The sequence below is a fragment of the Marinobacter sp. genome (assembly GCF_052094685.1).
Lineage (GTDB): Bacteria > Pseudomonadota > Gammaproteobacteria > Pseudomonadales > Oleiphilaceae > Marinobacter.
In genome coordinates, this window is sequence record NZ_JBQDKB010000009.1 from 36,800 (window position 1) to 49,801 (window position 13,002).

The 13,002-nt window shown below is 53.3% G+C and carries 12 protein-coding genes; 4 read left to right on the forward strand and 8 right to left on the reverse strand.

The features are described from left to right. Nucleotides 1–36: 36 nt before the first annotated feature. From phoR to ACTH3S_RS03450, 5 genes are all read right to left on the reverse strand, one after another. Nucleotides 37–1,353, reverse strand: a complete 1,317-nt coding sequence (phoR, locus tag ACTH3S_RS03430) for a phosphate regulon sensor histidine kinase PhoR (RefSeq protein WP_441807621.1) — start codon at nt 1,351–1,353, stop codon at nt 37–39. A 54-nt stretch (nt 1,354–1,407) separates the two neighbouring features. Then, nucleotides 1,408–2,100 (reverse strand): phosphate regulon transcriptional regulator PhoB, encoded by a 693-nt coding sequence (gene phoB / locus ACTH3S_RS03435; protein WP_441807622.1) that lies wholly within the window; start codon nt 2,098–2,100, stop codon nt 1,408–1,410. An 80-nt stretch (nt 2,101–2,180) separates the two neighbouring features. After that, a complete protein-coding gene (gene ubiA / locus ACTH3S_RS03440; protein WP_441807623.1) occupies nt 2,181–3,068 on the reverse strand; it encodes a 4-hydroxybenzoate octaprenyltransferase in 888 nt (295 codons plus the stop codon). A 4-nt stretch (nt 3,069–3,072) separates the two neighbouring features. Beyond that, nucleotides 3,073–3,687: a chorismate--pyruvate lyase family protein gene (locus ACTH3S_RS03445; protein ID WP_441807624.1), complete on the reverse strand. Its 615-nt coding sequence runs from the start codon at nt 3,685–3,687 to the stop codon at nt 3,073–3,075. Then, a complete protein-coding gene (locus tag ACTH3S_RS03450) occupies nt 3,668–4,225 on the reverse strand; it encodes a hypoxanthine-guanine phosphoribosyltransferase (RefSeq protein WP_441807625.1) in 558 nt (185 codons plus the stop codon). The genes ACTH3S_RS03445 and ACTH3S_RS03450 overlap by 20 nt, the downstream gene beginning before the upstream one ends. 266 nt (nt 4,226–4,491) lie before the next feature. On the opposite strand from ACTH3S_RS03450, the gene ACTH3S_RS03455 reads away from it, so the two are divergent. The 3 genes from ACTH3S_RS03455 (at nt 4,492) to tesB (ending at nt 6,862) form a co-directional block, all read left to right on the forward strand. Next, on the forward strand, nt 4,492–4,659 hold the full coding sequence (locus ACTH3S_RS03455) for a rubredoxin (protein WP_441807626.1): 168 nt from the start codon (nt 4,492–4,494) through the stop codon (nt 4,657–4,659). A gap of 19 nt (nt 4,660–4,678) precedes the next feature. After that, complete coding sequence (locus tag ACTH3S_RS03460) at nt 4,679–5,833, forward strand: NAD(P)/FAD-dependent oxidoreductase (protein WP_441807627.1); 1,155 nt, start codon at nt 4,679–4,681, stop codon at nt 5,831–5,833. Nucleotides 5,834–6,007: 174 nt separating this feature from the next. Continuing rightward, entirely contained in the window at nt 6,008–6,862 is an 855-nt protein-coding gene (gene tesB / locus ACTH3S_RS03465) for an acyl-CoA thioesterase II (RefSeq protein ID WP_441807628.1), read from the forward strand. A gap of 10 nt (nt 6,863–6,872) precedes the next feature. On the opposite strand, the gene ACTH3S_RS03470 is transcribed toward tesB, so the two are convergent. The 3 genes from ACTH3S_RS03470 to ACTH3S_RS03480 form a co-directional block, all read right to left on the reverse strand. After that, complete coding sequence (locus ACTH3S_RS03470; RefSeq protein WP_441807629.1) at nt 6,873–9,434, reverse strand: EAL domain-containing protein; 2,562 nt, start codon at nt 9,432–9,434, stop codon at nt 6,873–6,875. Between the two features lie 63 nt (nt 9,435–9,497). Continuing rightward, nucleotides 9,498–9,956: a flavodoxin domain-containing protein gene (locus ACTH3S_RS03475; RefSeq protein ID WP_441807630.1), complete on the reverse strand. Its 459-nt coding sequence runs from the start codon at nt 9,954–9,956 to the stop codon at nt 9,498–9,500. A 77-nt stretch (nt 9,957–10,033) separates the two neighbouring features. Beyond that, on the reverse strand, nt 10,034–11,137 hold the full coding sequence (locus tag ACTH3S_RS03480) for a GGDEF domain-containing protein (protein WP_441807631.1): 1,104 nt from the start codon (nt 11,135–11,137) through the stop codon (nt 10,034–10,036). Between the two features lie 215 nt (nt 11,138–11,352). Between ACTH3S_RS03480 and ACTH3S_RS03485 the strand changes: the two genes are divergently transcribed. Continuing rightward, nucleotides 11,353–12,912, forward strand: coding sequence for an inorganic phosphate transporter (locus ACTH3S_RS03485; RefSeq protein WP_441807632.1), 1,560 nt, complete (start codon nt 11,353–11,355; stop codon nt 12,910–12,912). The last annotated feature ends 90 nt before the right edge of the window (nt 12,913–13,002 follow it).

The following is a 13,002-nucleotide window of genomic DNA, read 5'->3' on the forward strand; positions in this document are numbered from 1 at the left end:
GTTCGTGATGGTTACTTTATTGCGATTGGCGCTTTTTTACGATTGGTGCTCGGCTGAGTCTACAACCAGTCGTTCCGCTGGGAAGTGGCAGATAAATTCACTGCCCTCGCCAAAACGGCTGAGTATCTCCAGGTTGCCATCGTGGTTGATTAGCACATGCTTAACGATAGCCAGCCCCAACCCTGTACCCCCGGTGTCTTTGTGTCGGCTGGGGTCGGCACGGTAAAAGCGCTCGGTCAGCCGGGGAATATGAACCTGCTCAATGCCTGCGCCCGTATCCTTTACCGAAAGGTGTCCGCCCTCACGGTTGCTGAACCAAGATACGGTGATCCGACCCTGGGCGGGGGTGTATTTCACGGCGTTGAATACCAGATTGGAGAAGGCGCTGCGCAGCTGTTTTTCATCGCCTTTCAGTTGGTGGCCTCCAATGCTTTTGAAGGTGATTTCATGTTGCTTTTGGTCGCTGAGCGTTTGGGCGTCCTGGCAAATTTGCTGGATTAACCTGTCAATGTCCGTTGTTGTGTCGTCTACTTCCTGTTCGCCGGTTTCAATTCTCGATAGCAAAATGAGATCGGTAATCAGTGTTTCCATGCGAAAAGACTGGGTGGCCATTGTGTTGACGGCCCGTCGCCATTTGGCGGGTAGTTCATCGGCGTTGTCCACCAGCGTCTCTAGATATCCGCTGATCACGGTCAGCGGGGTTCGCATTTCATGGGAAACATTGCTTACAAAATCTCGCCGCATTTGTTCCAGTTGGTGCAAACGCGTAACGTCTTTGGCCATTATGAGGCGGTCTTCCTCTCCGAACAGGCTGATCTGAATCTGCAGATGAATGTGGGGTTTTGCAGGTGAATGCAGCTCCAGTGGCTCGTGGTAGTTTTTAGCATCAAAGTAGGATCTGAATGCCGGTGTGCGTATCAGGTTATAGATGTACTGCCCCTGATCGGTGTTGTGGCGAAACCCCAGAAGATGCTCAGCCGAACCGTTCCACCACTCCATGGCACCGTGTGCGTTGGTCATGATAACGCCATCACGCATAGCGTTTGTGGATTCTTGTATGCGGTCAATTCTTGCCCGCAGTCGATCCCGAGAGTGTAGGTAGTTCTGGTTGAGTTTGTGCAGTTTTTCGAAGAGATCGCCCCACATGCCCAGGCTTTGCGGTGCTTCGTTGGTGGCGTCTGGTTCTACCAGCCATTGTGCCAGACGGCGGGTTTGATTCAGCGTCCACAGCACATAGATACCCAGCCCTGCGGTAAGTCCATAAACCGGGTATCCCATGTACAGGCCCGCAAGCGTGGCGCCCGCGAGGCCGGCAAGGGTATAGCGCAGGTGTCGCGACCAGGTTTGCTGCATGAAGGGCTGCCCTGTATTAAGGTTGAAAGCACTGGCGAGGGTTATCGCTGCCTATTAAGCAGACTGGGTAGAGAATCGGTAACCGGCGCCTCTTACGGTTTGAATCAGGTGATCGTGTTGTTTCCCTAAGGCTATTCGCAGCCGTCTGATATGCACGTCGACTGTTCGTTCCTCAACATAGACGTTACCGCCCCATACCTGATCCAGAAGCTGTGAGCGTGTATACACGCGTTCCTGGTGTGTCATAAAAAATTGCAGCAGCCGATATTCGGTAGGCCCTATGTTCAGGGAGTCATCGTTTGAGGTAACGCGATGGCTTGAGGGATCGAGTGTAAGCCCGTTCACTTCAATGGGGCTGTCTATACCCGGTGGCGTTGCCCGACGGAGCACAGCCTTCAGGCGAGCGACAAGTTCTCTTGGGCTGAAAGGTTTGGTGATGTAGTCGTCAGCGCCCACTTCCAAGCCACGGATTTTATTATCTTCCTCAACTTTTGCAGTCAGCATGATGATGGGAATGTCTGCGGTGGTCTCTTCTTTCTTCAGGCGTCTCGCCAGCTCAATGCCGCTGGTGCCTGGAAGCATCCAGTCGAGCAGAATGATATTTGGTTGCCTGTCGATGATTAGGGCATGGGCTTCAAGGGCGTCTGCCGCTTCCAGGCATTCGTAATCGGCCATTTCCAGTGCGACGGCGATCATTTCGCGGATGGCGGGTTCGTCGTCGACAATCAGGACAGTTTTTCCAGTCATAATGTATAACCTGTTTCAGACCTTGATGTGTTGCAGACCCATTACAACGTTTCAGTGTTACAACTATATGACAGGCCGTCTCAAGAGATAACCAGGTCGATGACCAAACCCGAAAAAACGGCAAACCCGGCCCAATTGTTGTTCAGGAAGGCTTTGAAGCAGGCATCGCGCTCGCGGTCTTTGGCCAGGTATTGCTGGTAGATAAACAGGCAGGCCATGGCCACCAAGCCAAGATAATAGAAGGTTCCCAGCCCACAGCGGTGGCCAATGATGATGAGGATAAGCACCACCATGGCTTGGAGGGCGCCGATGATGGCACGGTCGGCCTCGCCAAAAAGAATAGCTGTGGATTTAATGCCTACCTTGAGATCGTCGTCGCGATCAACCATGGCGTAAAGAGTATCGTAAGCCACGGTCCACAGTACGTTGGCGGTGAACAGTAGCCAAGTGATTTGGCTTAGCTCACCGGCTTCGGCGGCCCATGCCATGGGGATGGCCCAGGAGAAAGCTGCGCCCAGGAATAGTTGGGGTAAGTGGGTGTAGCGCTTAGTGAAGGGGTAAATAAACGCCAGCACGGCACCGCCGAAGGACAAGTAGAGCGTGAGGGTGTTAGTAAACAGCACCACCATCACAAACGAGACAATGCATAGCCCGCCAAACAGGGCGACCGCTTCCCAGGCATTTACCCGACCGGTGGTCAGTGGTCGGTCTTTGGTGCGTTTTACGTGCTTGTCCCAGTCCCGGTCGGCAAAGTCGTTAATGGCACAGCCGGCCGCTCGCATGAAGAAGACACCCAGCGTGAAAACAATGATGTTGCTAATGCTGGGGCTGCCGTTACCGGCTAACCAGAGTGCCCAGTAGGTAGGCCAAAGTAGGAGTAGTGTGCCAATCGGGCGGTTGATGCGCAGCAACTGTGCATAATCGGTCAGTCGGCTCCGTATATGTTCTGGCACGGCATCAAGCAGCATGGGTCTATCCGTTTGGGGTATCTGGGAACAGCTCGGTTTTCTGGTAAAGAACCGGAAGCAGGTATTCACCTACCAGCAGGGCGCTCTTTTTGTTGCTGAATAGGGAGCGGCGTGCAATTTCGGGTATACCGGTTTTAGGCGAGCTGCCGTTTTGGTGAGTACAGAGACCGGTTTCCAGCGGCCCCCGCTGCCAGCCTTGGCTGCTAAACAGGTAGGCGCCCAGAGGCTTACTGCCAAGGTGAAGAAGGCGCCTGCCCTTTCCAGTTAAGCAGGAAAGGGGGATAACGGTGCGAGCAAGAGCCCAGGGCGTGCCATCACCACACAGACGTACCTCACGAATCCAAGCCTGCTGGCGCATGGGAATCTTGAGGCGCCTGGCTTCTTCGAGGGTTGGCGTAGCAAACCCTTCGCGCTGGACTTCAACATGAAACGAGCGAGTGCATTGCTTCTGAAGCGCCCGGGTAAAGGAGCCTTCCACTTGCAGCCAGTAACGCGCCGGGCCATGAACGCCCGGGTTGCGAAGCCCGGCTGCGGCGAAAGACTGATACCAGTCGGTTGGCGGGATGATCAGACTGGGATTGTCTGCCGGGGTGTCGATATCAGAGACCTTTGACGGCATAAATCCCGGGAGCATTGCGCCAGTAACCTTTGTAATCCATACCATAGCCAAATAGGAAGCGATCTTCCACATCCAGCCCAGTGAAGTCTGCCTTGAGATCCGGGTGGGCCTTACGATCATGTTGTTTATCGACCAGTACGGCTGTCAGCACCTGTTTTGCGCCGTGGGCTCGGCAATAATCGGCGATGGCGCCCAGGGTGGTGCCTTCATCAAGAATATCGTCAATAATCAGCACAATGCGATCTTTCATATCGGCTTCGGGCTGGAGTTTCCATTCAAGAATACCGCCCGTGGTTTCTTGCCGGTAGCGCGTTGCGTGAAGGTATTCCGCCTGCACCGGGAACTTTAGCCGGGGTAGAAGTTGTCCAGTAAAAATCAGCCCGCCGTTCATCACACAAAACAGCAGAGGGTTGCTGTCTTTAAGGCGGCCGGTAATGTCGTCGGCCAGGTTTTGGATGGCGGTCTGTACCTGTTGCTCATCAACCAGGCAATCAGCTTCGGCCATCACCTGATTCATTTCGGCGACGGTATCGATCATAACGGTGGATCCTGTCGTAAAACCGGCGATTATACCGGAGAGGGCCGGCGGAAGGGAGGGGGTGTCCTGGCGACAATTGGCAGAAAAACTTTGAGGGTGCGTCTTTGCCGGCATTGGTCAATCCCCATGTGCCGAGTATCATTGCGCTGCAACGCATAGAGATGAGATGCACGACAGATAAAAAGCCCTGTTGGCGAAATCGATCCGTTGATGTATTGTTCGACAATATATTTTGTAGCTACATATTTGTGGTGGAGAGGTTGTTTATGAAGAAGTGGCAGTGCGTGGTGTGTGGCTTGGTTTACGATGAAGCAGAAGGCTGGCCAGAAGATGGTATTGAGCCGGGTACCGCATGGGATGATGTACCCGACGACTGGGAGTGCCCCGATTGTGGTGTGGGCAAGGAAGATTTTGAAATGATCGAAATCAGCTGAAGCCGAACGGAGCATGGTTATGACAGAGCACAGCCCTATCGTTATTGTTGGCACAGGTTTGGCGGGTTATTCCTTGGCCCGGGAAATCCGCAAGCAGAACAAAGAAGCCCGGATTGTTATGGTGACGGCGGACGATGGCGTTAGCTACTCCAAGCCCATGTTGTCCACAGGCTTCACCAAAGGTAAAGATGCGGATGGGTTGGCTCAGGCAGCCACTGAGGCGATGGCTGAGCAGCTGAACCTGGAGCTACGCACCTACGCCACTGTGACGGGTATAGATACCGATGGGCATAGGTTACTGCTGGGTGACGATAGCCTGTCATACAGCAAGCTGGTGCTAGCTTGGGGCGCCGACGTTATTCGCCTGACCATACCGGGTGATGGCCAAGAATGGGTATTTCCAATTAACGATCTGGGAGATTACCGAGCGTTTCGCAAGGCACTGAAGTCAGGAAGCCGTGTCGCGATTATGGGAGCCGGGTTGATTGGCTGCGAGTTTGCGAACGATCTGCGTAATGGCGACTACGAGGTGGAGGTGATTGCTCCTTCCGATGCCGTTATGCCCAGCCTATTGCCACCAGCCGCCGCCAATGCGGTGCAGGCAGAGCTGGAATCACTTGGCGTTAGCTTCCACTTGGAAACCTTGGTTGAAAGAATTGAGCCAGCAGAAACCGGTGTATCCTTGTTCTTGGCCAATGGCGAAACCCTGCAGGCCGATATCGTGATTTCTGCTGTGGGATTGCGGCCTCGTACGGAGTTGGCTCGCATGGCAGGCATTGATATTGGCCGGGGTATCACGGTTAACCGGGCGCTCGAAACATCGGCTCAGGATGTCTATGCACTGGGTGACTGTGCGGAAGTGGACGGCCATGTACTGCTATATGTTTTGCCTCTGATGGCCTGCGCCCGTGCGTTGGCAAAGAGCCTGACCGGTGAGCGTACACAAGTGAGCTACGGCACTATGCCGGTGATGATCAAAACACCTTGTTGCCCGGCTGCGGTTTGCCCGCCTCCAGTCGATGCTCAAGGTAGCTGGGAAACCGAGCAAGATGGTACCCATGTGAAAACCCTGTTCAAAAATGCGGAAGGCGACGTGTTGGGTTTTGCAGTAACTGGCCGGTTTGCTGTAGAAAAACAGGCGCTGTCTAAAGTCGTGCCGCCTATTCACTCGTAATTATTTCTTAGTTATAACCACCTAGCTCCTTGTGGGCAAATTCCTTCGTTCTGAGCTAAGACAGTTCGCCCCTTTCTGTGCACACTGGGGCGGGTTTGGTCGGCTTTTCGTTGCGAAAACTCCTTGCTTGGGGTAGAAACTACTTCGTGTGCTAACGAATCAACAGGAGCAGCCATGCTTGAGATTACAAAAAAACTGGTGGAGCTGCTGTACCTGACTCCGGCTGGTGAAGATCACTATCGGGGCGACAGCCAGGATCTTGGGTTTCCCCACGTATTTGGGGGACAGGTTCTTGGGCAGGCATTGATGGCTGCCAGCCACACTGTCGAGGGCCGTCTCTGCCACTCGATGCATGCCTATTTTCTGCGCCCGGGCAACCAGCATATGCCGATAGATTACGAGGTTCAGAGGGTGCGCGATGGCCGGAGTTTTGCAGTTCGGCGTGTTATTGCCCGACAGGACGGCAAGGAAATTCTGACCGGTTCTATGTCGTTTCATGCTGCTGAAGAAGGCTTTGAACATCAACTGGACATGCCCGATTCGCCGGATCCTGAAACCCTGCGTTCCGAGCAGGAGTGGGGCAAAATGATGGCGGCTCAGGTGCCGGAGAAATTGCGAGAACTCATGACTCGTGACCGCCCCATCGAAATCCGCCCGGTTAATCCAATGAACCCGCTTCAGCCGGAAAAACGCCCGCCTCACAAGCAAAGCTGGATTCGTGCACTTGGGCCGCTACCGGATGATCCGGTTTTACACCGCTGCCTGCTAACCTATGCATCGGATTTTTCGTTTTTGGGAACCTCCCTTAATCCCCATGGAGTGTCCTTTATGAACAAAGGGTTGCAGATTGCAAGCCTGGATCATGCCATCTGGTTTCACCGGGATTTTCGTATGGAGGAGTGGCTGCTTTACGACAAGGACAGCCCAAGCGCCTCTTCCAGTCGTGGCTTTAACCGTGGCAACTTTTTTAATCAGGACGGTGTTCTGGTGGCGTCTACAACTCAAGAAGCGTTGATTCGTCAGCGCTGATAGCGATGAATCATCCGGGTGCGGGCTGGGCGGTGTCAGTTGCGCGCCGCTCGGCGAGCCAGCTAAGCATTTCTTCAAGCGACAGCGGCTGGCTCAGCAGGTAGCCTTGAATTATGTCGCACTCCATTCCTTTCAGCAGGCTTGCTGTTGCCTCGTCTTCCACGCCTTCGGCTACAACCAGATAGCCGAGGCTGTGACACATATCTATGGTGGTCTGAACAATAACCCGGTCTTCCTCTCGGGTAGCTAGATCCGAAATAAGCGACCGATCGATCTTGATTTCGCTGGCGGGTAGTTGCTTGATATAGGAAAGCGACGAGTAGCCCGAGCCGAAATCGTCAATTGAAACCGGGATGCCCGCGTTTGCCAGTGAGTTGAGCGCTTTCAGTGCGTTAACAGGGTCCTGCATCATCGATGTTTCAGTGACCTCGAAGATAACCGCGCCCCTATGCTGAGGGTGAGCGCTCATCAGCCGTTTTGCAAAAAGTGGGAAATCTGGCTCTCGGAGGTTGTTGGGTGAGATATTCACCGACAGGTCGAGGCGGTGACCGTTTTCGAGAAGACGGTTACGCAGCTGCAGAGATTGCTCTAGCACCCAGCGTGTTAGTGGTTTGATCAATCCTGTTTGTTCAGCAAGCATGATGATCTCATCCGCACGAATAGGTTGGTCCCTACCCGGCCAGCGTATGAGTGCTTCTAAGCCGGATATTCGACCGCTTCTTAGATCCATCTTTGGTTGCAAGTTAAGTGCTAGCTCGTTATTCGAAAGCGCTTTTTGCAATTCCGAAACCATCGTAAGCCTGCCGGCACTGTAGGAGTCTCTGGATGGTCTGTAGTACGCAATTCCCCGCTCATGGGCACGCACGGAACCTTCCGCGATGGAGGCCCTGCGAATCAGCGAGGTGGCGTCGGTGCCATGAATCGGTGAGACAGCCACGCCAAGCTGAGCGTTCAATGGGATTTGCATGCCAAGGTAATCAACCGGGGTACGAATGGCGTCTAGAGCGCGCACCACAGATCTGCGCGCATTTTCTGAAATACTAGCATCGACCACGCAAGCAAAGGTTTCCGAATCGAGAGAGGCGACAAAAAAATTGCGCCCGTTGTGCTGCCCAACGGAAATAATGCCTGGAAGCTCGCGAGTGATGGCATTAATGCTCCGTGAGGCCAATTCCAATATCCGGTCACTGTTCTGATGTCCCAGGGTTTTGGTCACCGATTGCAGGTTGTTGAGGTGAATCACCACAATGCCGTGTCGAGTGTCTGGGGCTTGACGAATCAGATCGTTCACCTGCATTTCAAAACTGATGCGGTTCGGCAGGCCTGTAAGCGAATTGTGCAGGGCGCTCTCAATCAGCTTTAGTTCGGCTGAGCGTCTGGCGGCCATAGCCGCAAGCTCTGCTTCCCTGGCTTCTACCTTATCTTGGCGCTCCTGATACAGCCGTGTTGCTAAGGCCAGAGCAAGGAGAATTGTCTCAAGTGCAGAGCCCATTTCCATGCCGTAGGTGGTGATGAAGTTGTTGGGGAGTAATCCGTACTTATTGGCGGCTGTAATGGCGCTACCGAGGGAGAGCGCACCCCAGGCTATTGTGTAATAACCTGCCTGGGGTTTGCCTCTCACCCACTGCAGTGGGCCGATTATTGTGAGCAGAATGGTGCTAGGGATGGCAAGGGCGACGGTTAGCCGGATAGCGCTGCTGTAATCAATGAGGACCGTTAAGGCCACTGCGGCGGCGTTCACCGTAGCGAAACCAAGGACGATACGGTCAAGGGTTGGTCCGGTTTGTTTAAGTTTCAGAAAAGAACGCGAGAACAGTAGCGTAAACATCACGGCAAAAGGGACCGCAAGCAGGGTCGCTTGGCTGTGTAATCCAGGGCTGCCTGGCCAGAATAGTTGAAATGCGGTGCCATTCAGGTTCCCAATCAGTAATAGGTAACCAAGAGTAGAGAGCACATAGAGCAGATACAGAGGTTCTCGAAGAGCGATAAAGACAAATAGATTGAAGAAGATGGCACTGATCAATATGCCGTAATAAACGGCGTGAAGCTGCTCCTCAACAGAGGCGTGTTCAAAAAAAGACTGGTCATTCCATAGAGCTAACGGAACCTGCAGGGTGCCAGTCGTATGAACTTCCAGAAGAATCTGCTGTTTAGTGCTGGTGTCTGCGCTGAACGGGAACAGAAAGTGACGGTTTAGAATAGGGCGTTGAGTAAACGGGTAGCGATCACCGGTCTTGATTGTTTTGGTAAGCTTTCCGTTTTCAAAAAGGTGGAATGTGATGTAATCCAGATGGGGGTATGCAATCTCAAGTAAATTAATTTGGCTATTGGCAGGAACGTCAAAGCGGAGCCATGCGATATCCCGGGTATAGCCAAGGTTCGGGCTACTGTTCTCGAGAGGCTGCCAGTCCTCCGAGTTTGATGCTTCGTATGGAGAGAGCAGGTCTTCAGGCGCTAAGCGCAGAAACTCGACGCTTGGAAAGCGGAATGTCTCGGCACCCTGGCAGGTAAATGCCAGAGGTAAGAGCAGTATCAGCACTGTTAGAGTGCGAGACCATTGGAGCCTTGTCACGATTCACCGCTTATCATCGTTGTTACCGGAATCAATATGTTGCGTGGCTAATTGCTATACAAGTTACGCCCGTGTGAATACATCAGATATCCATTCGCGCGCCCAGGGTAGGGCTTCATTTTCAGGCTCCAAGGTTTCAAGTGCATCAATACACAGGGTTTCGCCAACCTTCCGGGCAGCGGTTTCATAAAACGCTTCTTCCATGAGCTGGCCGGCACCGCAAAAGGTATCGCCGTAGGAGCTGTCACCTAGGACAATAACGCCAAAAGGTCTGCCCGGTTGCTGCGGTAGCTGCTCGCGCAAAGCTACATAGAAAGGCAGCAGGTTGCCTGGAACCTCTCCTTGGCCGGTCGTTGATGTGCAAACCAGTAGTGGAGCCGCGTCACACGTGATGTCATCAAGCACTGGGTTCTCCAGAACCGTTACTGAGTAGCCGTCGGTAGCCAGGGCCTGTTTGATGGCTCTGGCGGTCATCAGCGCGCCACCATATACGCTGCCTACCAGAATTCGAATGTCTGTCATTAAGTTACCTGTTCACTGCAAAAGCGGATGACCGAGTTTTTTGTTGCGTAGGATAATAACGGCCAGGGTAGGTTGTCTCAAGCGCTTGGCTCGTTCTGAATATCTGGCTTTTGGCTGCGAACCCGGGGCGCAATCCGGTTGCGGCCGGCTGTCTTTGCGCTATAAAGCTGGATGTCTGCCTGCTTGAGCATGCTATCGATAGAGTCAATCTGGGCGATAGAGCAAACGCCTGCGCTCATGGTTATGGGCAAGTTCTGGCCCTGAAAGCTGAAGCTTGCTTTTGCCACTTCGGCGCGCAAACGTTCGGCGAGCGTCAGGGCCGGAATTAATGATGTGTCTGATAGCAACACCAGGAATTCCTCACCACCCCAGCGTGCGGCCACATCCGTTTGGCGGATAACGGATTGCACCAGATTGGCGAATTGCTTCAGGGCTGCATCGCCAGCGTTGTGGCCGTATTGATCGTTGATGGTTTTGAACAGATCCAAGTCGATTAGGGCAATGGAGAAGTGGCGCCCGGAGCGTTGGTATCGTGAAAACTCCTCTGATAACCGATTGAGGATGTCCCGGCGGTTGGAAAGGCCGGTGAGCTCATCGGTTTTGGCCGCGTGCTCATGGGTCAGGGCCAGCTCCAGTAGTTCATTACGGGCTTTCAGCCTACTTGCTTCCAGGACAAAGCAGAAAATTGATTCAAAGGTCAGTGTGACGAAAAAGCGGATTTTGAAGTCACTTTCGTACTCGCCAAGCACAAAAGGTAGGTTGGGGTACTGGAATACAACAACTGCCACCAGATAAACCAGCAGGAGGATCATAGTGCCGGTTTTGAGATTGGTCAGGAAAAATAGTAGGGGCGGGAAAACGTAGAACCAAAGAGGGCCGGTATTGCTTTCGCCCCCGGAAGCTATCAGGTAGGTAAACAGCACACTGACAATAATCAGAAGCCCGCCTTTTTGCACATCACGATTGCCCGTTCGTGCAAACCAGATCATATTTGCCAACACGGGAAGGACAAAGGCCCATAGGGTCATTGCATGATTATTGTGGCCGGAAAACCAAGCTTTGGCCCCAATGCCACAGAGGCAAAGTGCAGCTGCTAGTGATAACCAAGTCAGCACACGTGAAATCTGCACATCTTCACGTTCGCGCGTAGCTTGGTAGCCCGAAGATGAGTCTCTGGTCATGGCAGCCCTGTCTGGAAATGCAGTGCTTTTGGATGGCACTTTGGCATTTTTATTTATTATGAATCAGGCAATGGTGGGTATGCACCCATTGCGCGTGTATTGTGTGACCGCGTCGAGTAGGTGCACATTTGTTTCAATTCAATGGCAAAAAATTTATAGTTGCGCGCAATACATCGGTTCGTTCTCCATTCAGACCAAATGAGACCTTTTCTGTTATGGCCCGTTCAAGCGGATTCCTGGACACTCTTCTTACCAGCAACTCTACGGAACGATACCGGATCGGGTTCAGCCTGTTGTTTCTTTTGGGGGTCTGGCTGGTTGTGGGCGCCTTTAGTGATGGTATGCCCAACAGTACGTTGCTAATGGCTGCTGCTGTCATCGGCGGTTATATGGCCATCAATATAGGCGCTAATGACGTCGCGAACAATGTCGGCCCTGCGGTGGGCTCCGGAGCCTTGTCTCTTGGGGCAGCCGTTATTCTTGCGGGTGTTTTTGAATCTGCGGGTGCGCTGATTGCCGGTGGTGATGTGGTCTCCACCATCAAAGGAGGCATTATTGACCCCACAAGCCTGGAAGATGGTCGGGCCTTTGTCTGGCTAATGACTGCGGCACTGCTAGCGGGTGCGCTTTGGCTCAACCTGGCGACCTGGATGGGTGCGCCAGTATCCACTACGCACTCCATTGTAGGTGGCGTGCTCGGGGCGGGTATCGCGGCTGGTGGTTGGGGTATCGCAGATTGGGCGGTCATGGCGAAGATTGCCGGAAGCTGGGTTATTTCACCGGTGCTTGGCGGCGCCCTGGCGGCTCTGTTGTTATTCACGATTAATAAGACAGTGCTGTACCGGAAAAATGTAATACCTGCAGCTCGCACCTTCGTGCCTTGGCTTGTGGCCATCATGGCTTGGGCGTTTGGTACTTACTTGATGATCAAAGGTGTGAAAAAAATCATCAAGGTAGACTTCCTGGAGGCCTCCCTGGTTGGCTTGGTTGCCGCAGTGATTGCATTTTTTGTCGTGCGCACATTGGCCGCGCGCCGGGCAGCCACTATGGAAAACAACGCCGGCGGGGTGAACACCCTGTTTACCTGGCCGTTGATATTCGCTGCCGCACTGCTGAGTTTTGCCCACGGTGCCAACGACGTAGCCAATGCCATTGGCCCGCTTGCAGCGATCAACGATGCACTCTCCAGCGGCGAAGTGGTCACTGCCTCCAGTATCCCTTTGTGGGTCATGATGATTGGCGCCTTGGGCCTAACTGTTGGTTTGATGCTGTTCGGTCCACGTCTGATTAAAACCGTGGGCAGTGAAATTACCGAGTTGGATAAAACCCGTGCGTTCTGTATTGCCCTTTCGGCAGCACTTACGGTTATTCTGGCCTCGCAACTGGGCTTGCCTGTGAGCTCCACACACATCGCTATTGGTGGTGTATTCGGTGTTGGCTTCCTGCGCGAGTATCTGAAGTCCAACTACGCGACTCAACTGCACAAGATTATGGAGGAGCGTGACGCGGACGATCAGGAACTTCTCAAACCCTTCTTGGATGATTTCCGAAATGCCTCCGTTGAGGAAATGGAAAAACTCCTGAAGCGGGCCAAGAAGAAGAAACACGTGCCTCTGACCAAGTCAGATCGTAAGCGGCTCAAGAAAATCTACAAAGAAGAAATGGTTAAGCGGTCGCATCTGGTACGTATTGCAGCAGCTTGGATTATCACGGTGCCGGCATCAGCAATTATGGCTGCGATTCTGTTTTTCACATTGCGCGGGCTCTTCGTTTAACGGGCTGGCTGGTTGTAACGCGCGGGTTTGGTCATACTGTGTGTCTGCGGAGGGAGCTACGCGCTCCCCAAGAGTTCATTTGCCCGGAGA

Coding starts and splice junctions, on each gene's coding strand:
- ACTH3S_RS03480 (WP_441807631.1), bottom strand. CDS start 11,137: ATGACCAGAGACTCATCTTCGGGCTACCAAGCTACGCGCGAACGTGAA.
- ACTH3S_RS03460 (WP_441807627.1), top strand. CDS start 4,679: ATGACAGAGCACAGCCCTATCGTTATTGTTGGCACAGGTTTGGCGGGT.
- ubiA (WP_441807623.1), bottom strand. CDS start 3,068: ATGCTGCTTGATGCCGTGCCAGAACATATACGGAGCCGACTGACCGAT.
- ACTH3S_RS03485 (WP_441807632.1), top strand. CDS start 11,353: ATGGCCCGTTCAAGCGGATTCCTGGACACTCTTCTTACCAGCAACTCT.
- ACTH3S_RS03455 (WP_441807626.1), top strand. CDS start 4,492: ATGAAGAAGTGGCAGTGCGTGGTGTGTGGCTTGGTTTACGATGAAGCA.
- ACTH3S_RS03450 (WP_441807625.1), bottom strand. CDS start 4,225: ATGATCGATACCGTCGCCGAAATGAATCAGGTGATGGCCGAAGCTGAT.
- phoB (WP_441807622.1), bottom strand. CDS start 2,100: ATGACTGGAAAAACTGTCCTGATTGTCGACGACGAACCCGCCATCCGC.
- ACTH3S_RS03475 (WP_441807630.1), bottom strand. CDS start 9,956: ATGACAGACATTCGAATTCTGGTAGGCAGCGTATATGGTGGCGCGCTG.
- tesB (WP_441807628.1), top strand. CDS start 6,008: ATGCTTGAGATTACAAAAAAACTGGTGGAGCTGCTGTACCTGACTCCG.
- phoR (WP_441807621.1), bottom strand. CDS start 1,353: ATGCAGCAAACCTGGTCGCGACACCTGCGCTATACCCTTGCCGGCCTC.
- ACTH3S_RS03445 (WP_441807624.1), bottom strand. CDS start 3,687: ATGCCGTCAAAGGTCTCTGATATCGACACCCCGGCAGACAATCCCAGT.